The sequence below is a fragment of the Vibrio sp. GJ43-1 genome, from assembly GCF_055808835.1.
The window spans coordinates 1,181,980-1,207,705 of the sequence record NZ_CM147885.1 but is presented as its reverse complement, the minus strand read 5'-3'; the positions used below and the strand labels follow the sequence as shown (position 1 = coordinate 1,207,705).

Genomic DNA, 25,726 nt, shown 5'->3' with positions numbered 1-25,726 from the left:
ATAGTTGCCTCACGCCCCCTAGTGACCTGAAATCCATGTGTCTATAGAATGCGCGCCCAAACCGTTTTACTTCACTCCCTACAGAGAACCTGAACATGAATCAAGTATTCAATTCTGCACATATTACAAAAACTGTCCTACTCACACTTTGGATTGTCGCGGGCACCGCCATTCTTCAAGAGTTTGGTATTCACGACAAATGGCCTGCTTTCCTTGCGCTAATCTTCTTCTTTGAAGCGAAATTCGATTTGAGCAAATTAAAGAACATCTTCGCAGCTGGCATCGCTGGTATTGCAATGGGTATGCTTATTCCTTCTGTTCTTGGCGCGCTAGCACCATATGTAGGTGGTCTAAACGCATTTTACATCTATGTAGGTGGCGTTGTTCTTATTACTATTGGTCTAGGACCTGTTGCGCACTTTGCGTTTAGTTACATTACCTTTGCTTACGTGGTTATGTGTATCCTACACAAAGATCACGTTGTTGAGCATGGCTTCTCATGGATGGCAACAGGCCTTCTAGGCGGCGCAATGTACATTGCTGGTGTGACTGTTATCGCTAAGTTCCTAGCTAAAAAACAAGCTAAGGCAGAACTGCAAGCAGCTAACAGCTAACAGCTTAATAAGGCCTTGATATTCAACTATCTAGGCCTTTCTCTTTCATTTTATAGATATTTCTTGTACAACAGTCAGTATCTTAGCTTCTATTCCGGATACGACTGAATGAAAAACCTGCCATGGAATGCCTGGTTACTTGCTACCGTTCAACCGTTTGTGTTATCGGTCGGCGCATTAAATGTGTTTCTTGGTGGTATTATTGGTGCATCCCTGCACGACTCCCCTGCTTATGCTACGCTTCCTGTCACCACGTTGATCCTTGGTGTCTCGCTCAATGTTTTCCCCGCGGCAAAAATTCAACGACTTATCGGCCGGAAAAATGCTTTTATTATTGCTGCAATCGTTAGCAGTCTCGCTGCTTTTTTTGCTAGTTGGAACATTGAACAAGGTCACTTTTGGGGCTTCACACTCAGCACTTTTATCCTGGGCACCCAGCTCTCCTATGTGGGGCAATATCGCTTTGCCGCTATAGAAAGTTGTCACACCCCTTCTCAACATCCATCGGTAATTAGCTTAGTGTTAGTTGGCGGAATCGCCGCCGCATGGTTAGGTCCAGAACTGTTAAATTTTGGGCAAATGGTGGCAATATTTGACTCGGAATATGCCAATGCCTATGTTGCATTAGGGATACTTGAAGCGGTGGGGGCGGGTATTTTAGCTGTCGCGATGAAGCCACTCGACGTTAGAGAAACCGATAGCAATTCAGGACCAGTTCGAACCATACCACAACTTTTTCAACAGCCTATATTATGGCTAGCGATCGGTTCAGGGCTAACGGCCTACGCGGTGATGGCATTTTTGATGACAGCCACACCTTTAGCAATGTCTGAACATGGACACGATATTCAAAATGCAAAGTGGGTTATTCAGAGCCACGTTATGGCGATGTACCTTCCGTCTTTAATCACACCACTCATTATTAAGCGTATCGGTCTCTATAAACTGATCACAGTTGGCTGCGTGGTCTTTCTTGGCTGTATTGTTGTTGGCTTAGCTCAGTCATTCTGTCCATCATTACTGGTGGGCACTGGTTGCTTTGGGAATAGGCTGGAATTTTTTGTTTATCGGTGGCACAAGCTTATTACCACAAACTTATCAACCACATGAACGCTTTAAAGTCCAAGCGGTGAATGACTTTTCCATTACCACTTTCCAGGCAGCCGGATCGCTAGGCGCTGGTATTGTGCTGTTCTCCCAAGGCTGGACGTGGATGCTAATTGCTTCTCTATTTCCAATAGCGCTGCTTATGCTTCTTAATTTTTCCGTCAAGAAGGTCTAACAGTCCACCAGCCATGTCTTAACACCCACCTAGCCAATCACCACATTGGTTAGCTGTCGCATTAGATTCTTCTGAACATCGTCAACACTACGCTTTTTTTAACTGGCGTTCTTGAAATAGAATTATGCTATAGTCGCCGCCACTCGCGAAAGGAGCATCGTGAGCTATCTTTACAAGTAAACAAGGCTTGGAGCTTTGCTCACTTTATATAAAGCGATAAGGCAAACGATATGTATGACGATGTAGTGATCATTGTAGATCGATTAGGCAATCAAATTGGTGTAGAAGAAAAGTTAAACGCTCATCGATTAGGCCTAAGGCATTTGGCGTTTTCCGTATTGCTTTATCGTAAAACCAGCGATGGGTTTGAATATCTACTGCAAAAACGAGCGCTAAGCAAATACCATAGTGGTGGTCTGTGGACCAATACCTGCTGTTCTCACCCGCGTCCAGACGAAAAAATCACACAAGCGTCCTCTCGACGCCTTTATGAAGAAATGGGCATTGAAGATAAACTCAATCTTGAAGAGATTGGGTGCATTAGTTACTGCGCCAAATTTTCTAATGGTTTAACGGAAAACGAGCTCGACCATGTGGTGATTGCTAATATTGATGACATTAGCACCCGCTTAAACCCCGATGAAGCCAGCGACTGCAAATGGTGGAAAGAAGACGAGCTCGGCGCTAATTTACATACTCATCGCGATGAGTTTACCGCTTGGTTTACCCTCGTTTATAACAAAGTGAAACAGCATATCCATAACCTAGAGCTAAACAGCTAAACACGTTAGGGTAACGGTTTGCTATTACCTTTAAAATGACCATTTTATGTTAGCAAACAACAGTGTAGAGGGCGTTTTTCCAAACAAGCTCTCTGCGCTACCATCAAATCTTTGCACTACGGTAAGCAATTGCCAATCTTCGGCTAATGAATATCGGTTAGATAAGCCAACAAAGTACGACCCGTCTTGATAGTAACTTGCTGATGCCGTGAACTGACTCAGCGGTGACAGATCAAAGCTCACATCGGCATACCCCGTATAGCGAGTAAAACTAAGTGTTCTTGCCGTTAATGGTAAGGTTAAATACGTCGCGGCATCAAACGTCTGTTGAGGCTCACTAATATATAGGACAGAAGCCCGAGCAAGCCAATTACGTTGCCCGCCAAAACTATAATCCGCTTCAACGCTAGACACTAGAGTTTGCTTGTAAGCTTGAGGTTGCTGGTAAGTTTGGGGTTGATAATCCTTCAACCAAGGATCAAACCAAGTCAACTCACCTCGAATACCTGCGCCTTTGATGTCCCCGGCAAAACCTGCACCGATCACATTATCCACCCCCGAACGTCCTAGCAAAGTTTGCACATCCCAACCTTGAAGATTAAAGAGATAACGGGCGGAATAGCGCTGTAAGTTACTGTCTTTACTTGGGCTGTAAACCACATCTAAACTACTGGCAAAGCCTAGCTTGCGGCTAATCGAAATAGCGTCGGTTCCTGATTTTTCCTCATAATCAAAATCATAGATCGAGTACGCATTATAAAGATCATTAGGGTTCCAAATCGTATTCATCGCCCAATTGATACGATAACGCCCTACACGAGCGCGCCACTCCTCTCCCTGCCAATCCAAATACAAGCGGTCAAATTGGCTATTTATGATGACCTTGTCGTTATCCACAATATTACGAGATAGATCAACATACCCCGCATCCCACTCTGTCACTTGCGAGTAATAGGGTAACGATAAACTGTCCCCTATCAACACTCTGTTGCGCATTCCTGCGTTAAAACGAAATGACGAAGTAAAGCGATATTCATAATTAAAACGCTGATGAACAAGGTGATCCAATGTGTTATCACTATGATCGGGCACCGAGCCCGTCGCCATGTATTTAACGTACCCTCCAAGATCCCAATTACTCTCAGGAACCAAACCTGGGATCTCCGCTTTGACCTTTATCATGTAGCAAGCTGCACCCACAATAAAAATGGTCGTTACTAACTTCTTCAGCATCATTGAACCACTGCGACTACTTTTGCCATGAAATATAAATCGCTCGTAAAAATGATAAGTCGCACCTCGCTATTACAGAGCACATGGATACCGTAGAGCACGTGGAAGTTGCAAAGCACATTACTGTTGGGGAGTTCATAAGCTATTATTGACCACTTTGAGCAATGTCCGACACTAACTGCCCATCTTCAAACACAATCACTCGTTTTGCTCTTTTAATGACTCGAGGATCATGCGTCGAAAAAATAAATGTCGTCCCTTCGCCCTCATTAAGCTTTTGCATAATATCCAGCAACTCACTGGTACTTTTTGCATCAAGGTTGGCGGTGGGCTCATCTGCCATCACAAAACGGGGCTTTGACGCAAGCGCACGCGCAACGGCCACTCGTTGCTGCTGCCCTCCTGACATCTTGGCTGGACGTTTATGCTTTTGATTGGATAGTCCAACCTGATCCAGTAATTCATTGGCACGTTGACGACATTCTCCCTCCTCTACACCTTGTAACTGCATAACAAACTCTACATTCTCCATAGCCGTCAATACTCGGTAGCAAGCTGTAGTCTTGAAAAATGAAACCAATATGATCACGTCGAAATGCAATACGTTGCTTCTCAGATAACCTAACAATATCTTGCCCATCAATGACTACCTGGCCTGATGTCGGCTCATCAATACCGCCTATCATGTTAAGTATGGTGGTTTTTCCTGAGCCGGAAGGCCCCATAATTGCGACAAACTCACCCTGTTCGATCGTCAGAGACAACTCTTGCACGGCATGGACGGGAAATTCGCTATCCGCGTTATAAATCTTAGTCAAAGCGCTCATTGATATTGTCATAAGTTACATACCCACTGCTCGATAAAACATGACGTTCCACACCATAGCTTGAAAAGTCATACGCAAAATCCAATTCGTTCCTTAAGACATCTCATGACTAATTTCTCTCGGCCATCGCTTCCACAGGTCGCTGCTTCAAAATTTGCCTTGCTGGATACAACGCAGAAACGCTCGCCGCGCACAGAACCATTACAAGTACCATTCCGTATTGCTCTGCACTGACTTGAGGATACAAAACGGTGTCTACGCCATATACACCAAGGCCATCTGAATGTGAGCCAAGGGAAATTCCAGTGACGTTCAGCACCCCAATAACAAATGCACTGCTTACTACGCCCAACACCGCCCCCACGCAGCCCAAAAATACTGTCTCATACATAATAAGTAAAAAAATCTTAGCTTTAGGCATACCTACGGCCATCAATACACCAAATTCTTGCGTGCGTTCAAACACTGACATCAACATAATATTGATAATGCCAAACCCCATTGCAACGACAAAAACAGCCAGCATCACTTGATTACTCACTTGCATCGTTCCCATCATCGACGCAAGCAGTGGCTGTATATCAAACCATGCACGAGCTTCATTCTCTGGGGGTAAATCCGCATTGATCTCGGTGACGAGTGTGGTAATAGATAGTCGACTCTCTGCTCCCATTTCAGCGGCGGCCAAAATAGAAAATTCATGGACTTGAGGCAGATGAGTAATGGTCTGAATGTCCGACTTCTGGACTAAAACGGTACCTTCGTCATAGCTCGTTGAAGGCGTTTTGAAAATGCCTTTAACACGAAATGCGGCGCCCGTGACTTCACCGCCTTGGTCCGTCAACGTCAACACCACTTTAGATCCCACTCTTAATTTTAATCGTTCTGCGTTCTTTTGTGATACCAAGATAGGGTGTCGTCCTAATCCATCAAACCACGTCCCATCAATAATATGCTGGGACAGCGGAGTAAAATCCGCTTCTATCTCATCATCAACGCCAACAATTCTCACCCCACGAGTACTGCGAGCAGACGCAATCATTCCGTCAACTAGAAAGCGTGAGCTCCATTTCAACACGTCGGGCTGATTATCTAACTGTGCCGCTATTTCTTGAGCGTCGATGACATACGCATTAATGTCCGCATTTTCTTTAAACTGCTTATTCTGAATCTGTAAGTGACTGGTTTGCCACGCAATAGCATTGTGTACCATGTTATCAACAAGCCCATTCATAAAGCCCATCATAGTCATTACACCGAGTCAAACCAAACACCATTGCCCCAAGCATGATGCTGGTTCGTAATTTATTTCTCCAAAGGTTTCGCCACGCCAGTTTAATGATCATGATCGCCCCCTTTTAGCGCACTGACCAAATTAAGACGTAGCACCTTCCAAGTCGGACCTATTAGGCACATCAGTAACATAAGTGTGACTGCAAACGCTTGATTGATAAACAAACCTAAGTTCAGATAGACGGGAAGAATCGGTTCAAACCCAGCTTCTAGCATGACCTTGGCAGCTTCGCCAGTGATATGAATAGGATTAAAATAGAAATAACCCAGAATCGGCATTGCGAGTGCAACCCCAAGCGCAATCCCTAAAATACAAATAAAGCTTGATTCAATAAATAACAAAGACACCAACTTTCCTCGACTCATGCCTACCGCTAACATGACCCCAAACTCTCGTTGGCGCTCTAATGTCATCATCATGACCGTCGCAAACAATCCAAAACCGACAATGCCATAAAGTAAGTAGATGAGAAAAATACCGCCCGCTCGATCCAGTTCTATTTGCTGTGCCATTTCTGGTGAAAGATCTTTCCAATCTCTCACTCGAATCCCATCGGCAAAATGGCGAGATAATGAAGCCTCTACTGATTCAACATCGCTAAGTGTTTTTGTGTGTAAAACCCAAGATGTGAGCTGGTTTCCAGTACTGTATAATCGTTGCGCCTCACTTATTGGCATATAAACAAGTTGATTATCCAAACTCATAACCGGAAATTTGAGCAAGCCATTTACAGTGTAAAGACCCGAAGCTGTCTGACCTTGGTAGCCTTGACCATACAATATTATTTCGTCACCCACCTCTAATCGTAGATATTTGGCCAGCCCTTCACCAATGAGTACACTGCTACCTTTTAGGGAGTCACTATCAAAACGAAAACGTCCTTGAGAAACCTTTTCACTCACGCCAGAGTAACGATCTTCCAGTTCGGGGTTTACACCCAACACCATAACCCCTTTTGAACGTTCACCCGCCGCTGCCAATGCGACACTTTCCAACCTTGGTAGGATATATTCGATGGATGGTTCAGACTTAAGGTAAGCAAAATCATCCAAGTTAGCGGACAATAGATCATCAATACTCGCATTGTCTGCGTAATCAGGATCTTGTAACTGAATCAACCCAGTATAAAAACGTGCTGCGTTATCGATATTGGCATTATAACTCCCTTCCTGAAAGCTGCGCGTCAGCAAAGACAGGCAAAGCGCGAGCGCGAGTGCAGCAGCCGTCAATATCGTTCTTCTTTTTTGTCGCCATAGATTACGCCATGCAAGCTTAACCAGCATTGAGTCCCCTTTTGTTACTGTTTCGCATCAACCACGGCCTAAGTGACAACGATTATCGCAAGGTTTTCATTTGGCTTTGTGAGAAAAAGCCGTCTTCAATAGCAAAATCAAATTGTGCTGCATGGGTAATCAATTCGGTCTTATGACCTGGTTTATCCGCGGGTACCATTTCCATACGTGTCGCAACCATTCGATTACCTAACGTCTTAACATCAAAACTCTGCATCGTGCTGACTTTTTCATCAAACTCATCATAAAATTCCGCTTTGCGCTGTAAATAAGAGGTTTGTGAGATCCAAAGCCTCACTTTGCTCCAGACAACAGGTGCATCAGGCTTAGCGACCGCATCAATCACCCACGTATTCACACCATCGAAACTTTCTTCACCCACTAGCTCATGGGTATAGTCCACCACAATTGACGATTGGTTGATGAGATCGTCGTTGGTAAAATCCGATCCCATCCAAGATTGCCCCAGCATTGAAGGGGCTATTTTAATTACTCGCTCGATGTTTGGAATCCAGTTCCACATTTCGCGATCACGTTTTAGCGACGCTGAGCCCTTATCCTTTGCTTAAGCGCAGTCACTAACACTAGTGACAAGGCCTGATTTTTAGTCCAGCTCTTCATGCTCATACTACGCGTCCACTCTGGTCGAATGATCCTCATCGTGAGTTCTGAATAACTGGCATCACCGCGCATAGATTGATCAGATTGCTCGATTATCTCAGTTGGGGTTTGAGCCATTAGCGCAGTGCTAGGCAAATAAAAAGCCAAAAATAGGATATGAGCCATCAACCTCATCGATACTTACCTCTATATCGTCATCGCGCCAAAATAGTCGTCGCATTACATTGTGTAAACTATAGCAATTTCATATGGTAATAGTTGTGATCATCGCCACTACCTGTTTTTAATACCACCAGAATTGTGTGTCGCCCTGTATCTCGACAACGTTCGCACCACATAAGTGCAGGCGCATTCCACCCCAGTTCAATATGGTGCAAACACTGAATGAAATCATGAATATCAACCAACAATCAGTTACTTAATTACTGGCTCAATTCTTGTAAGATTAACTCCATAGTCAATCACTCGTGCACCAAACAGGAGAGTCAACATGCAAGATATTCTCACGATCGTTCTCGCAGGCGGAATGGGGTCACGCCTTAGCCCCCTTACCGATGACCGAGCAAAACCGAGCTGGTGCCATTCGGCGGAAAATATCGAATTATTGATTTCACCCTAACCAATTGTCTCCATTCTGGACTAAGACAAATATTGGTACTGACTCAATATAAGTCACACTCCCTTCATAAACACATTCGAGATGGTTGGTCGATATTCAACCCTGAACTCAAAGAGTTCATCACCGTCGTTCCTCCGCAAATGCGTAAAGGAGGAAAATGGTATGAAGGCACGGCTGATGCTATCTATCACAACATGTGGTTACTATCGCGTAGTGAGGCCGAACATGTCGTTGTGCTATCTGGCGATCACATCTACCGCATGGATTATGCCGCGATGATTGATGCTCATAAGCAAACTGGCGCCGAACTGACCATCGCTTGCATGGATGTACCAAGAGAAGAAGCCTCCGCCTTCGGTGTTATTGAAACCAATGACAAGCAACAAGTAATTAATTTTAAAGAAAAACCCGATGATCCCGCGTCGATGCTCAGTGACCCATCCAAGTCTTTAGTGTCGATGGGCATTTATGTCTTTACTATGAAAACACTGCAAGATGCGCTTCATCAAGATGCGGAATTAGAATCCTCTAGCCACGATTTTGGTCATGACTTAATCCCTAAACTCATTGATAGTTCAGGAGTCTACGCCTACCATTTTGGGGAAGAGACAGGTCGAGTCGCAAAAGACTGCTACTGGCGAGATGTCGGCACAATCGACTCATTTTATGAAGCAAACATGGATTTACTTGAGCCCGTTCCCCCCATGAATTTGTACCAAAAAAACTGGGGAATACGAACTTATGAGCCACAACTGCCACCCGCTCGAACCGTCTCCTCCGCAACAGGCAACGAAGGTATTTTCATCAACTCCATTATTTCAAACGGTGTAGTGAACTCAGGGGGCTCGGTGCACCGTTCAGTATTGTCGTCGAATGTCAGAATTAATGATGGTGCCACCGTTGCCGATAGCATTCTATTTGATGATGTGAGCGTCGGTGAGCAGTGCCAACTTCAGGGGTGCATTATTGACAAGCATGTCCTCATCCCCGATGGCACGGTTATTGGTCAGAACCCAGTCGAAGATGCGGCTCGATTTACTATTTCCAGTAAAGGTATTGTGGTCGTTCCAGAAGGCTACCAATTTTCCTAATATCGACTTATATCTATTTAAGCCGACTTATATCTATTTAAGCCGATTTAAACCCATTTATATTTATTGGAACGCCCGTCTAACACAAAGCCCGCCAGAGCAATAGAGTCAGGCGGGCTTATTCGTTAATTTCATTTCACATGATATATGTTACGTCATGCGTCGCTCTGTATTACAAAGTACACACTTCTTCCCAACTACCATCACTGCCAGGTACAGAATTGGTCCACCATTTTGCTTTGTACACCACCCCATTGTGACTCATCTGATCTCCACCACTGGCATGACTCGGGTTTCCTTGCCAATCCGTTTGCGGGAAGTTAGGGTAAGCGTTAACCCCCGTAGAGCTACACGTGCCCGGCGTTCCGCCATTACCGCCACCGTTATTACCACCACCAGTCGTCAAATCACCTAGTGGTAAATCTGGTTGTTCAAATGCAAACGCATAATCCACACCATTCACGTTAACCGTATAGTTGGCTGGGCCAGAAATAGGTAAGTAGTAAACCATATCTAGCTCATACGTCGCACCAGCGGGTAAGTTTTTCCAACTTGGTAGCGTAAAGGCCACGCGGTGCATCGGCCCATCAAGCCCACCGATATTATTTGCTCGTGTATGTCCAGAGGCAATGACTTGAAGACCTCCACCAGACTGATCTTTTGCGTTATCCGGCGCAGATACAGGAATATCGAATTGGAATTCAGTGCCACCCGGTATATCGCTGCCTGTGTTATTGGTAAAGGTTACTTTAGGATTGATTGGATAGTTTTGGTCACCGACTTTGAAGCCACCAATGGAAACAGAAATATCTACCGCTTCCGTTGGTATTACGCCAGTGGCAACGCTATTTCCATAAGGTGTCGCACTAAGGAATTTATCGTACATTGCCTTAGTCATGCTATTACCCATATGGTATTCACCATTACCCGACGCACAGGCTTGTTCAGTAAGATCGATCGCGCCACGATTTCCGTTTGCGTCAAAGATGTAGCAATTATAGTCGCCCGCTAGCTCCCAGAACATGATGCCACCAATTTCTTTGTCAATGACGTAGTTCGCTTTGGCATTGATTGAATCAACATCCTCTGTCGACAGGAACACTTTTTTATCTGCGTTCCATAGCCATGGCGCGACAGCGACACTGTCATAGTGACGAGTATAATTCCCAAACAAAGCATCATCAGGATCATTAACCGGATCTAAACCGTATGCGGTTGCATAAGAACCCATAATGCCTTTTTCTAAGTTCTTTGCATGCCACATAGGGTTAGAACCTGCCCCCATTTCGACACCATTGGCATCCTTATCGTGCCACATGTTGTCTATGCCTAATGCCCCATAGCCACAATTGTTCTTCTCACCTTCACCTGTACCAGCCGCACATTCTGCTTGATTAGGTAACGGTGCACGCCCCCAAAGTCCATCCGTGCCGCCAGTAACATTTTGCCAACCACGTGTGTAATAAGGTACGCCAATATTAATTCGACCCGCTGGCATTGAACCGCGGAAATAGTGGTAAGCCCAATCGGTGTTTAAATACCCAATACCACCATAGGCAGCCGTTCCATATACATTCCACTGAGCCAACTCTGAATCTTTGCCCGTATCATATAAGGCAGCATTATGACCCACATGATCATTCCAAGCGCCGTGTAAATCGTAAGACATGATGTTGACGTAATCCAAATACTTGGTTACGGCCATGGTTTCCATTCCTCTCAACAAATAGCCGGAGGATGGCGCTGCAATGGTCAACATATAGTGAATGCCGTCTTGCGCACTAGCTGCATCCAATTTTTCACGGAGTACTTTCATCAACACGTGATAAGAGTTCATTAAATAGGCACGTCGAGATTCCGAGAAAGCCACATCATCTGGATTGCCTGCTCCTGCCATTGATGTAGGGTACTCATAATCAATGTCTAGCCCGTCGAACTGGTAGGTTCGCATCATTTCTACGGCTGAAGTCGCAAAGGTCTCAATACCCTGTTGGTTAATCGACCCGTCCGCATTCGTCGTCATGGTATAAAATCCACCATCAGCAACTCGGCTACCATCTGCGGCAAAATGACCACCAGTCTCTGCCCAGCCACCAATCGAGATCAGTGTTTTCACGCCATGTTTCTTTTTCGCGGTTGCTAGAGCGCCAAAGTGACCTTTAAAACCTAGAGCCGGGTCGACCTCTACACCTGGCCATTCTTTATTTACTGCTGGATTGCTAGGATCGTTAACGTCACCAACATTAACCTTGCCATCAGACCCAATACTGACAAATGCATAGTTAATATGGGTCAATTGCTCCCAAGGAATGTCATTCACTAAATAGGAGGATTGAGGGTCATCGCCTGAACGCCAACTGGTAAAGTAACCAATGACACGTCTAGGGTGATCCGCCCCCATAATTTCCCGCCCTTCAGTATCATACGCTGTACAATATGGCACATCGATACCCGCTGTTTTATAGAGCCCATCCGGACGACATTCCGAGTTTGCTACTAGGTACCGCATTCGCTTGCATGTGGAAGGAAGTCGAGCAGATAGCCGCTAAAATACTGACTTTTCCCCACTTTCTCGTACGTTTAATACTATTAGTGAATTCCATTACCATTCTCTCCTTAGATAGTGTCTAGTGCTGGTTCTGCCATCGCTATCGATCCCTAAAGCGCAATAGGATTGTTAACAAGGCATTTACATTAACCAAATCCACTTTAGCTTTGAAGAAAATAAAGTGTGCGTTTTTCGTTCTTATTGAGAGTTTTGTAGGCAAAAAAACCCGTTTGACTCGCAATTAAATGCGTAATCTATGTAAACCGACACCACTTATTTTGCATCGATAATGCATTTATCAATTACGATAAATCACCAAAATATGTTTACTTAATGGGACTATTCTCTCCTTTACTCATGCTATTAAAACAATCTGTCGTCAATGCTTGGACTATTTTCTCAGCACATCAGACACCTCACTCAACACAAATGAAATCAATCAATTAACCCATAATGATGCACCAAGGTAATGATTGTGTTATTAATTTGGTTTTCACATTCTTCAACCGAAAAAAGGAGCCTACTGGCTCCTCTGATTTAATCTATGACAACAAACTCATTATTATCGATATTCAGGCAGTTCCGTCCTTAAGCCCTTTATCAAGCTAAAACACATCAGCAGTAATACAAACACGAACGGAAGCGCGGTAGCCACAACGCCGGATTGCAATGCTTGTAATGCTTCTTTACCGCCAATCCACAACATGACACCCGCAATTGCGCCTTCAATACAAGCCCAAAAAATCCGTTGCGGTACTGGTGCATCAATTTTGCCACCAGCCGTTATACTGTCGATGACCAAGGAACCCGAATCTGATGAGGTAATAAAGAAGACCAAAATCAGTACAATTGAAATCACTGAAAGTACTTCACCATATGGCAGAGCGTCGTACACGTGAAACAAAGTCAGTGAAATGTCCGTGAGTCCTGTCGCGCCGAGTTCACCAATATTGTTCATGACTTGATCAATCGCGATACCACCAAATACCGACATCCAAATCACAGTGACCACGGTTGGAATACAAATAACCGCCAACAGAAACTCTCTAACCGTACGACCTTTAGAGACACGCGCGATAAACATCCCAACAAATGGTGACCATGAAATCCACCAAGCCCAGTAAAATACCGTCCAACCATGCATCCAAACGGTATCATCACGACCATGAGGAATACTCAGCTCAACAATATTGCCTAAATACCCGGCCGTCGTCGTCCAAAGAGAAGACAGAGCGACGTCAAAGCTAACAGCGGTCACAAACACCAACAATAAAAACGCTAAGATCATGTTAACGTTACTAAGTACCTTCACCCCGCCATCAATACCACGAATAACGGAAACAACAGCGATCATTGTGACAAACACAATGACACCAAGTTGCATCCCAATTCCACCATTTAGGCCAAATACGTAGTTAATGCCACTTGTCGCTTGCTGAGCGCCTAACCCAAGAGAAGTTGCCAGACCAAATAATGTGGCAAGCACCGCCATAATATCAATGATATGCCCTAACCAACCCCACGCGCGATCACCAAAAACGGGATAGAACGCAGAGCGAATGGAGAGCGGCAATCCTTTGTTATAAGTAAAGAAGGCTAGAGATAGCGCAACAATGGCGTAGATACTCCAGCCATGAAAACCCCAGTGGAATAATGTCGCGCCCATAGCAAGTGACTTTGCTGCTTCCGTATTAGGTTCAACATTCAGTGGGGTGCCCCACCAGTCGGTGAAATAAGCGGTAGGTTCTGCTACCCCCAAAAGAGTAGGCCGATACCCATGCCAGCTGCGAATAACATCGCGAGCCAAGAAATCGTGGAATGTTCTGATTTAGCTTCCTTCCCACCAATGCGAATTTTTCCTAATGGTGAAACCAGCAATGCTAAAGCAAAAAATATAAAGAAGTTGGTCACCCACATGAAGAAGACGTCGAAGTCTTGGATGATGCCATTTTTAACACTGTTTAACGCGCTAAGCGCTGTGGAAGGTTCAACGATGAGAAGTGAAAGTAGACATAGGATGACCAGTGCGGCGCTTGTCCCGAATACTGGGTTATGAATATCAAACCCCCATTTTTGTACATTGTCCTGACCGACCTGATAGTCCGTCGTCTCAATACTATATTTCTTTAATGCTTTTTCCATAAATACAACTAATACGCTTCCTACTTGTTTTACTCAAATGAGAAAACAAAAAAACCGCCCTCCATTTATTTAGAGCTCTAATTAATAATTCGGCGCAAATGCTAACACATGTTAAAAAATGGTTCAAATCCAACCTATTCCAGAGTAAAAAACCTGGTATATACTCATATACAAGCACAAAAAATCGTTACGTACTCTAAGTAATTTCCTTTATGGTATTTTTATCGAAACATGGATCACCATTACGAGTATAAAACTTACGGGGGGAGTAAGCTTTATACGAAAGTTCCATACCCATCCGTTATAGTATTCACCAAAAAAGACACGCCCCACCCTTTCCATAATTCGCACCTATACCTTTCGAAGTTGCTGGCCAATCCGCGTGATGTCAGATCACAAAAATACCTCTGATGCGATTATAAATGGATCGAACAAAAAACAGTTGCCCTATACTTGGTCAATAGTACAATTTTTAATGACAAGATTTTCAATAACAATAAGTTACCTAGGAATTATGCCATGAAGAAACCTTCCATCATTGCCATCACTATTTTGTCTACTTTTCTGTTTGGCTGCAGTGCCAATACGACACAAGGTGCCGCAGAAGGCGCAGCTGTCGGTGCGGTGTCTGCAGGAATGCTAGGTGCACTCACCGACCTTATTGTTGACGGAGAAGTGAATACGTATCGTCTCAGCCGAAATGTCACTGCTGGCGCTTTAGCAGGCGGCACAGCAGGAGCTGTTGATGGCTACTCAAAGGACCAAAAAGAAGAAGCAAAACAAGCGGCGCAACAAGCTACAAAGCCTAAGCCGACACTTGATTTCGGTCCGGATATAGACGCCTCAGTTAACGCTCTGATTGCTTGTCAATATGACTCCGCATTTCGCTCAGCATTGGCGGCAGAACAGGCTTCCCAGCAATCTTATCAAGAAGCAGGCGTTGCCATGCAAGCGCTGATTGACTACGACAGAGACAACTCACAAGGGGTCGATAATGCGGTCAACCGCTTCATCAAATTAAGCCAATCTGTTAGCTCTACTCAAGAAGCAAAAACGCAGCTGAAATCTTTGCATAAAGAATTGCAACAAGAGCGCCAAATCGCTGGAAAACCGCCGACTTGTAGCTAATCATTTTTAACTATTTTTGGGGTTTCCCTTGAACCCCAAAAATACACCCCCACCATAGTATTAACCCATCCTATACACTAAACCTATCACTTATCTATGCGTTAGCTGCTCTATGCATCAGCTTTCTCTGGGCATCAACATCGGTGTCTCGGCATAGTACTTTGAGTCAAAAGGGGCAATTTCATGAAATTTAGCTACGTTAATACCACGGTCATTCATTTTGGGGTTGGACAAATCAGTGCGTTAGCCACTAATGTACCAAGCGACGCCAATGTGCTCGTTGTTTATGGCGGCGGGTCGATAAAAAAGAACGGCGTTTATGAACAGGTTGTCGCCGCACTTAGCGATCATCGCTGGATGGAGTTTTCGGGCATTGAAGCTAACCCAACCAAAGAAACCTTAGATAAAGCGATCGCGATAGCGAAATCTGAGTGCATTGATTTCATTGTCGCGGTTGGCGGTGGTTCTGTCATTGATGGCGCTAAATACATTGCCGCAGCAGCGCTGCATGACGGTGACAGCTGGGATCTCGTGACGGGCAAATATACCGTTGAAACCGCCATCCCACTTGGCGCTATTCTAACGCTTCCGGCCACTGGGTCGGAATCCAACATGGGGGCAGTAGTCACCAAACGATCCACGAATGAAAAACTCGGCTTTATGTCGCCTGCAGTTCGACCGGCTTTTGCTGTTCTTGATCCGAGTGCAATGAAAACACTGCCGGAAAGGCAACTCATTAATGGACTGGTTGATGCGTGGGTTCATGTCTGTGAACAATACATCACCTACCCAACGGGCAATATGGTTCAAGATGGCTATGCGGAAGTGCTGCTTAAAAATCTTCTCGTGCTCGGACGTCAATTTGAACAGCAAGATGACGCTTGGCGTGAAAACCTAATGTGGACAGCCAATCAATCACTCAACGGTCTCATAGGCGCTGGTATGCCTCAAGACTGGGCGACTCATATGATTGGCCATGAATTAACCGCCTTATGGCACGTCGACCATGCGCGCTCTCTCGCCATTGTTCAACCTTCTTTACTTCGTGCTCAAATTGAAGCAAAACGAGCGAAACTAGAGCAAATGGGGCGAAATGTCTTTGGATTAGCCGATACTCCGTCATTAGCAGAACATACCATCGTCGCCATTGAGAGCTTCTACCAGGGGTTAAATGTCGATCTCGTGTTGTCAGAAGTACCTGGAGATAAAAGTGACGCTATTGAGCAGATTATTGCTAAGCTAAAACAGAACGGCTACCTCGAAATGGGTGAAAATAAAGGCATTACCCTTGATGTCACTCGTACCATATTAGCAAACGCACTGTAGTCTAACACTGCACTTAACCGACAAATGTTAGTGCTTTAGCTCTAGATACGAAAAAGGCGTTAAACGGAAGCTTCAGAGGAGCTCTATTTAACGCCTTTTTATCTCGTCAGTGGTGTGACATCGCCATATCGTCAATAAAACGATGACCTATACCGCTGCGCTAGCGTGATTTTACACTTTCACGTTTTACCAACGTTGGCTCTAGTTGAATGAGATCAGGCCGCTCAACACGCTTCTCTATTTTATCGAGTAGCGTTTCTACCGCCGCTTTCCCTAAACGATACTTAGGTTGATGGATCGTTGTTAATGACGGTGTCATAAATTTAGCAATATGAATATCATCGTAACCGATAATGGATAGCTCATCAGGAATTTGGATATTCCGTCGGTCGGCGACATTAATAACACCCATGGCCATCATATCATTACAAACAAATAATGCTGTTGGCAAACGACCGCGCTCGACGAGTGTATTAAGCGCCTGCGCACCACCTTCACACTCAAAGTCTGCTTCCACAACCCAGTCTGAATTTAGCTCAAGATCGGCTTCCTCAAGGGCTTTTTTGTAACCATCGAAACGCATTTGTGCTTGCTGTCTATTTAACGGCCCTGTGATACAACCAATTTCCTGATGACCAGACTCGATTAAATGCTTGGTGGCAAGGTAACCACCAAAAAATGAATTGTCTTGAATTTTATCACTTTCAAAGTGAATAGGGCCCCAATCCATCACTACCACTGGAATCGTCGGATATTGCTGGAAAATATCGATTTTCTCCCCTTCTAAGGTGGAGCACATCAGTATTAAGCCATCGACGCGTTTTTGCATCAAGGTATCAATGGATGCACGCATTCGCTCAGTATCCCCCTCTGTATTACAGAGGATAAGATTGTAGTTTTCTTGATAACAGCTGCGCTCAACGCCTTTTACAACTTCACCAAAGAAAGGGTTCGTCGACGTTGTCACCAACATGCCTATCGTTCTTGTTCGATTCATTTTCAAACTTCGGGCAAGCGCAGATGGCGCATAGTTTAGCTCTTTTGCCACCTTATTCACGCGCTCTGATATCTCTTCGCTAACAAATCGCGTTTTATTGATGACATGGCTAACCGTCGAGGTTGAAACCCCTGCATGCCTTGCAATATCCTTCATCGAAGCCATTTAGCCTACATCTCCATTCTAGCTTTGCTGCGAAATAAACTCGTTCACTTCATCTAAAGTTGGAATCGACGTTTGCGCGCCGAAACGTGTCACTGAAATCGCGGCTGCCGCATGGGCAAAAATAATGGCATCCTCAATACTTTCACCACGTATTAATGCCGTGACAAATGCGCCATTAAAGGTATCGCCTGCCGCGGTGGTATCGGTCGCGTCTACTTTAAACCCTGGGATACGATTACCACGTCCGTTTTGGCTTAACCAAACCCCTTGAGAACCCAGCGTAATCATAACAATTTCAATGCCTTTATGATGCAATAAACTTGCTGCTCGTTGAGCTGATTCATCATCGGTAACCGTCACGCCCGTTAACACTTCGGCTTCGGTTTCGTTGGGTGTTATCACATCAATACACGATAGTATGCTATCGGGCAACTCACGCGCTGGTGCAGGATTTAGGATGACATTCGTTTTCGACTGCTTAGCAAGTGCGACCGCATACTCAATACCTTCTAACGGGGTTTCCAGTTGCGTCAGTAAGTAACTGGCACCATCGATCAACGTACGATGTTTTTCCACCTGCGTCTTAAGTAGTTTGGCGTTGGCTTCCGCTGAAATACAAATGCTGTTCTCACCGCTATCAGCGACTTGTATCATCGCAATACTCGGTGGGAGTATCGGCTTCCACCGACACACCTGCCACGTTGATGCCATCGACTTGAAAAGCTTCACGTATATTTACGCCAAACGGATCATCACCAACGCATGCAATAAACCCAGTATCCGCCCCTAATCTTGCCGCAGCGACCGCCTGATTCGCCCCTTTTCCGCCAGGGATAACTTGGTATCGGTGACCATGTAACGTTTCACCAGGTCTTGGAAAAGAAGGCACCTTTAAAACGTGGTCTGCATTGACGCTACCTAAAACAATGAGCTCATTCATATAGTGTTCCTTGTAACTAGGAATAAGAAAACTTTGGACTAACCGATTAGTCCAAAATACTCTCTGTCAAAAATGCATGACGTTATTGCGGCCCGCCTGACTAACGAAAAGAGCAAATACCGCTTCCAATAAAGAACTGACTTCAATAGACGCCCTCATTGCAGGCGTCTATTGACCAATCAGCGCACGTTACTCGTTAATGATCTTAAGAGGAACCGGAATATACACTTCTACCGTTTCACCTTTTAATACTTTAACTGCCGTTTCCACGCCTAGCGCGCCAATCATATCGGGTTGCTGTGCAACGGTTGCCGCTAACTTGCCACGTTTTACCGCTGCAATGCCATCGTCAGTACCATCAAACCCTACGATCATAACGTCTTTGCCCGCCGCTTGTACTGCACGTAATGCTCCTAATGCCATTTCATCGTTTTGAGCAAATACCGCTTGAACATCTGGGTTTGCCGCAAGCAAGTTCTCCATGACGTTTAGACCTTTAGTACGGTCAAAGTCGGCTGGTTGGCTTGCCAATAGCTCCATATCAGAACCTTTGACTGCATTCATGAAACCTTCACCACGCTCACGCGCTGCAGACGTACCTAAGCAATACCTTCAAGCTGAATGACTTTTGCTTTTTCGCCTACTTTTTCCATAATGAAATGACCCGCCATTTCACCACCAACAACGTTGTCAGATGCAATATGGCTTGCCACATCACCACGGCTTGCGCCTCGATCGAGTGTCAGTACTGGGATATTTGAACGATTGGCCATACGGATGGCATTCGATACCGCATCAGAATCTGTTGGGTTAATTAGAATCGCTTTCACACCACGAACCGTTAAGTCTTCCACATTGGAAAGCTCTTTGCTTGGATCATTTTGTGAATCTAAAACGATAAGGTTGTAGCCAAGTTCTTTGGCTTTTGCTTCCGCACCGTCTTTCATTGTTACGAAGAAAGGGTTATTCAGTGTCGACACAACGATCGCCATTGTATCTTGTGCTGTTGCGGTCGCAGACATAGAAGCTGATAGTACAGCTGCTGAGATAAGCGTTGCCAATTTTTTCATGGTCTATTCCTTTATATATTGTATGTAGGGGGTGTTACTAATAAATGTAAAATGGTTCTAATAGTTCTGGGTACCTCGTGACAAAGTACCATGTAGCGTTGTGCTTGCGTTTCATAAGGAGCGAAACCAGCTTTCATCTCGCTCCTATATAATCGGTGTTCTACTTGTTTTTGTTATCAACCAAAACAGCTAGCAGAATAACAACGGCTTTTGCAATCATTTGGTAGTAAGACGAGACGTCAAGCAGGTTCAGTGCGTTGTTCAGGAAACCAATAATCAGAGCACCGATTAATGTACCCATGATTCGACCGCGCCCACCCATCAAGCTCGTTCCGCCTAATACCACCGCTGCGATGGCATCAAGTTCATAGCCCATTCCAGCTGTAGGTTGCGCTGACGACAGACGTGAGGTGACAATAATGCCAGCCAATGCCGCCAACAAACCACAAATTGCATACACGCCGATTTTTACTTTATCGACATTAATACCTGATAGGCGAGTCGCCGATTCATTGCCACCAAGTGCGTAAACATAACGACCAAAACGTGTGTGGTTTAACAAATACCAAACCGAAGCGAATACCAATACCATAAGCCATACTGGTACTGGAATACCTAGAGCATAACCCGTCCCAAACCAAGCGAAGGCATCTGCTGTCTCCGTGAAGCCCGTAGAAATTGGGCGTCCGTCGGTATACACCATTGTGACACCACGTAACAACGTCATGGTCACCAAGGTGGCAATAAATGCTTGTACTTTACCTTTCGCGATAATAATGCCACTGATCGCGCCCAATGCAGCACCTGCAACAAGCGCCGTTGGTACCGCTATCATCACCGGCACTTCCAACCCAACTAGGCTAGCGGCAAACGCGCCACATAGGGCCAACACAGAACCGACGCTTAAGTCGATACCCGCTGTCAGAATGACCAAGGTCATACCAACCGCAATAATGGCATTAACCGATGTTTGACGAAGGATATTGAGTATATTGTCGACGGTAAAAAAGTTTGGATTGAGAAAAGACACCACTACAATAAGAAAAATCAACGCTATCAGTGACTTTTGCTCAATTAGCCATTCCTTATTGAATAGCGTCGTCTTCTTTTCTGTTGTTACACTTATTGTTTTGTTGCTCATGCTGCTTCCTCGTTAACCTTTTTACCCACCGCACACGCCAATAGTTTTTCTTGGTTGGCTTCGTTTGCCATAAATTCGCCACTTACGCGACCTTCGTGCATGACCATAATTCGATCGCTCATTCCAAGCACTTCGGGCATTTCCGATGACACTAAAATGATGCTCATGCCATCAGCCTTAAACTTATTGATCAGCTGATAAATTTCTTTTTTCGCCCCGACATCCACACCTCGAGTCGGTTCATCAAGGATAAGGACTTTAGGCTTAGTCATTAACCCTTTAGCGATCGCCACTTTTTGCTGATTACCTCCAGATAAGTTACCAATGATCTGGTTTCTAGACGGCGTTTTGATATTGAATAACTTAATGAAATCTTCCACAGCGATAACCTCATCACCATGTTGAAGCTGTAAGCCGTTCGACAATGTCTCTAATGTACAGAGCGACATATTGTCTTTCACCGATAAACCCAGCACTAAGCCGTCGCCTTTTCTGTCTTCAGAAATATACGCGATACCGTTGGCTAACCCTTCCTGAGGGCTATTGGGATTAATCGTTTTTCCATAAAGTGACACATCGCCAGCTTCTCTTTTCAGTGCACCATAAACGATTTTCATTAGTTCTGTGCGACCAGCGCCCATTAAACCAGACACGCCTAAAATTTCGCCTTGATCAACATGGAAGCTCACATCAGTGACGCCAAGACCGGAAACACCTTTGACTTCTAGGCTACGCTTACCGTGCACAGCATGAATACGTGGGTATTGCTCATCGAGCTTTCGACCAACCATCATTTCAATCAAGGCGTCTTCGTTTGTGTCCGCGACGACAGTTTGACCAATGAACTTGCCATCTCTCAAGACGGTAATATCATCACAAATTTCAAAAATTTCTTTCAATCGGTGAGAAATATAAACAATGCCGCACCCTTGCTGACGCAATTCATTAATCACATTAAACAGTGACGCCGTTTCGGTATCCGTTAATGCATCCGTCGGCTCATCCATGATGATAACCTTCGACTTAAATGACAGTGCTTTAGCAATTTCGACCATCTGCTGCTCACCAAGGCTGAGCGCACCAAGCAATGTTTTTGAGCTATGTTTTACATTTAAGCGTGATAACAAAGCATCCGCATCTGAATACATTTCGCTCCACATAATGCGACCAAATGCGTTGGTTTTTTCACGTCCAAGGTAAATGTTCTCAGCAATCGTGAGTTCCGGAATTAAATTTAACTCCTGATGAATAATGCTGATGCCAGCTTGTTGAGAATCTCTCGGACCTGCAAATGAAACCTCTTGGTCTTGATAACGTAATTCACCAGCATCTTTGGCATAAATGCCTGTCAGTACTTTCATCAGCGTCGATTTACCAGCACCATTCTCGCCAAGAAGTGCCATGACTTTACCTGGATACACGTTTAGGCTCGCCTTATCTAAGGCTTTGACACCCGGAAAGGCTTTTTCTATCTCACTAAGTTGTAGTATGGGTTGCAACATAGGGCTGTCCTGCTCGCACATAATTTTTTGGTCTAAAACACAACACCAGATTGAAAGATCACGTTAGCATACGGTGTGCATTCGCCTGTACGCACTACTGCTTTGGAGTCTTGCGTTCTTACTTTGAATTCTTCATGAGACACATACGTGACTGAAATCGGTTTGTGAGTTGCTTTTGCTTCAGCGTCTATCAGATCCATTAATGCATCGTGAGCTGCTGGAGACACACGTTTAAATTCTTCCGCCAGTAGCACACCTTCGATTTGAGCTTCAGATAAGTAAACTTTGACCGTTTGCAGAAATGAAGGCACACCTAACGTTAGGGCGAGATCAATTCGCAGAGTTTCTTCTGGGATAGGTAAACCCGCATCGCAAATAGTGACTTCATCAGTATGCCCAAGGGTGGAAACTAAATATGAAAGCTCAGAATTGATTAGTGCACTTTTTTTCATTTTTGTACCTGCTCGGTTCTTTAGGTCATCGATGAACATCTAAACTAAAATTATCGCCATCGATACGTTTCGATGGCGGTAATCCTAGCGCTTATATTCAAAATTTCGAGCAAGTACTGAAGTAAATGTGATCATTATCACCACATCGAAACGTATCGATGCCTTAAACGTGAATAGTTTCAAATTGTGAATATCAAGTTTTTGGCAGGATAACTAAATAAGAAATGATATCGCTAGGCGCTGTATTGCATAAGTGTGGAAATGTATTCCCCAGAAGCAAAGTGACAGCCTATCGCTTTTAATGACGAGAGCTGTTCGTCGGTTTCCACTCCCTCGGCAATGGTGTCTATGTTAAGTAAGTTTGCTAGACCTACAATGGCTTTAGCGACCTGCTCAACGGATTCATCCTCGGCGATTTCTGTTGTAAGCAGTGCACTAATTTTAATTTTTTGAATCGGTAAATCACGAAGATCTGAGATTGAGATATGACCCATACCAAAATCCGCTACAGTGATTTGACAGCCGTGTTCTACAAGCTGATACAGTTCATCCACACTGCGCTTTTTAGATAAGGATTCTTCAAACACTTCCAAAATTAGGCAATCCGCTGGTAGATTATAACGTTGAAGTATATGAACGATTTCATCCACAAATGAGCCATGCCCAAAGTTTCTCGATGACACTTTGACGGCGACTTTCCGTAACGCACCGACGGAGGCATATTTACAGGCTTGCTCAATAGTAAATAGGTTCAACTTTCGGATGAGTTGGCTTTCTTCTGCAATTGGGATAAATTCAAAACGATTTACCTCACCAAAGACTTGATCATGCCACGTCAAGCGGCTTTTAAAGCTGACCACTTCGTGATTTGCGAGATCGACAACTGGCATAAAAGCCACTTCTAAACGATGCTGCTCTATGGCCTCAGAGAGTCTTTGTGCAAGGGCTTTTTTCCTGCCCCACTGCTCACCCATCTCTTCTGTATAACACAGCCAATTCGCCTGGCACTGTTTTGCACGGTACATTGCCAAATCGGCTTGTTTTAACAACAGACTTGATTCGATATTTTTTGATGACTTAGTGGTAATACCAATAGCAGCAGAACCGCGTTCATACTTGTTGCCGATTTCTATATAGGCGATAGCGTCAATGAGTCGCTGTGCGAATTTAGCGGCAACGTCACCATTGCACGAAGGGATCAAAACAACAAATTCATCACCACCGAGCCTAGCCACAATACCCTGTTCACCAATTACGGATTTAAAGCGTCTCGCCACCGCCTGTAAGAACAGGTCTCCGTAATCATGACCTTTACTGTCATTGATTGACTTAAATTCATTAAGATCGATGAGTAATAATGAGTATGCATCTAATGAGTGCGGATTCACACTGAGAAAACGTTGTAATTCCTCAAAGAAAGAAGTGCGGTTCGGTAGGCGAGTCAACGTGTCGAAGTAAGCCAAATCACTTAATTTATCTGTGGTATCTTTTTCTAAAGTAATATCGCGTTTGACCGCAATATAATACGTTTCACCTTGGTGTGTGAAAGGACTAATTTGCGCCTTCTCTATAAATAGATCGCCATTCTTTTTACGGTTAATGAGCTCACCGTACCATGAGTTCCCACTGCAAAGCGCAGACCACATTTCGCGATAAGTGTCAGGGCTAGTTTTTCCCGACTTTAAAACACTTGGGTTGCGATTGGCGACATCTTCTGCAGAATAGCCCGTTAACTGATAAAACTGGTCATTAGCGTACTTGATGCTCGCCTTAGCATCGGTGATCAAAATTGCCGCGGCGCAACTTTGCATCGCGTTCGCAATCAAACCGAACGACAATTCCAGAGCTGTATTTGGCGACATATGATCCACTAATGATAAACCCAATAATACTAATCGCTACATCATAAATATTTATGGAATTAACATCAAATAAAACGTCAAATTTTCGTTGGCGAAATAACAATTTTTTGACGCTTCTGTTTATCATAATCAAATTACCTGCAACACAATAGAGCAATTAAGCCAACCAGGATTAACGATCAATAATTAAATGCTATAAGTGACACTTTCATTCATTGTTATTAATTTCTTTGATCACTTTACATGGATTGCCTACTGCCAACTTGTTGCTTGGGATGTCTTTCGTGACGACACTCCCTGCGCCAATAACTGTGTTGTCGCCAATAGTAACACCCGGGCAAATGATGGCCCCACCACCGATCCATACATTATTGCCAATTTTAATTGGCAAGCCGAATTCCACGCCATCATCCACACGGGCCTTAGCCTCCAATGGATGACCCGCCGTGTATATTTGAACGTTTGGAGCCAAAAGCACGTTATCGCCTATTTCAACGCGATTAACATCAAGGATCACACAGTTAAAATTCGCGTAAAAGTTGTTTCCAACTTGAATATTACTGCCATAATCACACCTAAATGGAGGCTCAAGATACAACCCTCCCCCATTTTTCTCAATGAGAGCTTCTTTAGCCTCATTCCATTGCGGTGAGTCTGGAATGCTATCATTAAGTTGCTTAAGAATTTCTCGGCACCTTATTCTCGCTTGATACAACTCCGTGTCCCAAGCAAGGTAAGGCTCTCCCGCAAGCATTTTTTGTTTTTCTGTTTTCATCACTGATCCAACATTTAAAGACC

General features: G+C 44.5%; 13 protein-coding genes and 8 pseudogenes. 6 read left to right on the top strand and 15 right to left on the bottom strand.

Translation table 11 applies throughout. The features are described from left to right. Positions 1-95 precede the first annotated feature (95 nt). The 3 genes from AC0L66_RS22805 (at position 96) to idi (ending at position 2,678) form a co-directional block, all read left to right on the top strand. Positions 96-614: a hypothetical protein gene (locus AC0L66_RS22805; RefSeq protein ID WP_265676989.1), complete on the top strand. Its 519-nt coding sequence runs from the start codon at positions 96-98 to the stop codon at positions 612-614. Between the two features lie 108 nt (positions 615-722). Continuing rightward, on the top strand, positions 723-1,724 hold the full coding sequence (locus tag AC0L66_RS22800) for an MFS transporter (RefSeq protein WP_473569526.1): 1,002 nt from the start codon (positions 723-725) through the stop codon (positions 1,722-1,724). A 402-nt stretch (positions 1,725-2,126) separates the two neighbouring features. Then, positions 2,127-2,678 carry an isopentenyl-diphosphate Delta-isomerase gene (gene idi, locus AC0L66_RS22795; protein WP_473569525.1) on the top strand — a complete coding sequence of 184 codons (552 nt, stop codon included), beginning with the start codon at positions 2,127-2,129 and terminating at the stop codon, positions 2,676-2,678. A gap of 30 nt (positions 2,679-2,708) precedes the next feature. Here idi and AC0L66_RS22790 read toward each other — a convergent pair whose 3' ends face one another. The 5 genes and pseudogenes from AC0L66_RS22790 to AC0L66_RS22770 all read right to left on the bottom strand — a co-directional run bounded on the left by AC0L66_RS22790 (position 2,709) and on the right by AC0L66_RS22770 (position 8,062). Beyond that, positions 2,709-3,911 (bottom strand): hypothetical protein, encoded by a 1,203-nt coding sequence (locus tag AC0L66_RS22790; protein ID WP_473570869.1) that lies wholly within the window; start codon positions 3,909-3,911, stop codon positions 2,709-2,711. Between the two features lie 145 nt (positions 3,912-4,056). After that, positions 4,057-4,750: pseudogene (locus AC0L66_RS22785) on the bottom strand (ABC transporter ATP-binding protein). A 97-nt stretch (positions 4,751-4,847) separates the two neighbouring features. Further along, a pseudogene (locus tag AC0L66_RS22780) lies at positions 4,848-6,084 on the bottom strand (ABC transporter permease). Continuing rightward, positions 6,074-7,315: an ABC transporter permease gene (locus tag AC0L66_RS22775; RefSeq protein ID WP_473569523.1), complete on the bottom strand. Its 1,242-nt coding sequence runs from the start codon at positions 7,313-7,315 to the stop codon at positions 6,074-6,076. The pseudogene AC0L66_RS22780 and the gene AC0L66_RS22775 overlap by 11 nt, the downstream one beginning before the upstream one ends. A 52-nt stretch (positions 7,316-7,367) precedes the next feature. Next, a pseudogene (locus AC0L66_RS22770) lies at positions 7,368-8,062 on the bottom strand (outer membrane lipoprotein-sorting protein). A gap of 373 nt (positions 8,063-8,435) precedes the next feature. Here AC0L66_RS22770 and glgC point away from each other — a divergent pair. After that, positions 8,436-9,655 (top strand): annotated as a pseudogene (gene glgC, locus AC0L66_RS22765) (glucose-1-phosphate adenylyltransferase). Positions 9,656-9,827: 172 nt separating this feature from the next. Here the strand turns inward: glgC and AC0L66_RS22760 are convergent. Then, positions 9,828-12,143, bottom strand: a pseudogene (locus AC0L66_RS22760) (chitinase C-terminal domain-containing protein); the annotation flags it as partial. A gap of 622 nt (positions 12,144-12,765) precedes the next feature. Continuing rightward, a pseudogene (locus tag AC0L66_RS22755) lies at positions 12,766-14,345 on the bottom strand (BCCT family transporter). A 519-nt stretch (positions 14,346-14,864) separates the two neighbouring features. Here AC0L66_RS22755 and AC0L66_RS22750 point away from each other — a divergent pair. Next, positions 14,865-15,473, top strand: coding sequence for a hypothetical protein (locus AC0L66_RS22750; protein WP_265676997.1), 609 nt, complete (start codon positions 14,865-14,867; stop codon positions 15,471-15,473). A 183-nt stretch (positions 15,474-15,656) separates the two neighbouring features. Further along, the gene (locus tag AC0L66_RS22745; RefSeq protein WP_473569521.1) at positions 15,657-16,799 is read left to right on the top strand and encodes an iron-containing alcohol dehydrogenase; all 1,143 of its coding nucleotides are present in this window, start codon (positions 15,657-15,659) and stop codon (positions 16,797-16,799) included. A gap of 160 nt (positions 16,800-16,959) precedes the next feature. On the opposite strand, the gene AC0L66_RS22740 is transcribed toward AC0L66_RS22745, so the two are convergent. The 8 genes and pseudogenes from AC0L66_RS22740 to AC0L66_RS22705 all read right to left on the bottom strand — a co-directional run bounded on the left by AC0L66_RS22740 (position 16,960) and on the right by AC0L66_RS22705 (position 25,703). After that, positions 16,960-17,961, bottom strand: a complete 1,002-nt coding sequence (locus AC0L66_RS22740; RefSeq protein ID WP_265676999.1) for a substrate-binding domain-containing protein — start codon at positions 17,959-17,961, stop codon at positions 16,960-16,962. Positions 17,962-17,979: 18 nt separating this feature from the next. Next, positions 17,980-18,901, bottom strand: a pseudogene (rbsK, locus tag AC0L66_RS22735) (ribokinase). Between the two features lie 189 nt (positions 18,902-19,090). Further along, positions 19,091-19,971: pseudogene (rbsB, locus tag AC0L66_RS22730) on the bottom strand (ribose ABC transporter substrate-binding protein RbsB). A gap of 160 nt (positions 19,972-20,131) precedes the next feature. Next, positions 20,132-21,112: a ribose ABC transporter permease gene (rbsC, locus tag AC0L66_RS22725; protein ID WP_265677002.1), complete on the bottom strand. Its 981-nt coding sequence runs from the start codon at positions 21,110-21,112 to the stop codon at positions 20,132-20,134. Next, positions 21,109-22,614 (bottom strand): ribose ABC transporter ATP-binding protein RbsA, encoded by a 1,506-nt coding sequence (rbsA, locus tag AC0L66_RS22720; protein WP_265677003.1) that lies wholly within the window; start codon positions 22,612-22,614, stop codon positions 21,109-21,111. The genes rbsC and rbsA overlap by 4 nt, the downstream gene beginning before the upstream one ends. Positions 22,615-22,646: 32 nt before the next feature. Then, complete coding sequence (rbsD, locus tag AC0L66_RS22715) at positions 22,647-23,066, bottom strand: D-ribose pyranase (RefSeq protein WP_265677004.1); 420 nt, start codon at positions 23,064-23,066, stop codon at positions 22,647-22,649. 233 nt (positions 23,067-23,299) lie between these two features. After that, positions 23,300-24,928 carry a sensor domain-containing protein gene (locus AC0L66_RS22710; protein WP_265677005.1) on the bottom strand — a complete coding sequence of 543 codons (1,629 nt, stop codon included), beginning with the start codon at positions 24,926-24,928 and terminating at the stop codon, positions 23,300-23,302. 208 nt (positions 24,929-25,136) lie between these two features. Then, complete coding sequence (locus AC0L66_RS22705; protein WP_265677006.1) at positions 25,137-25,703, bottom strand: sugar O-acetyltransferase; 567 nt, start codon at positions 25,701-25,703, stop codon at positions 25,137-25,139. Between the last annotated feature and the right edge of the window lie 23 nt (positions 25,704-25,726).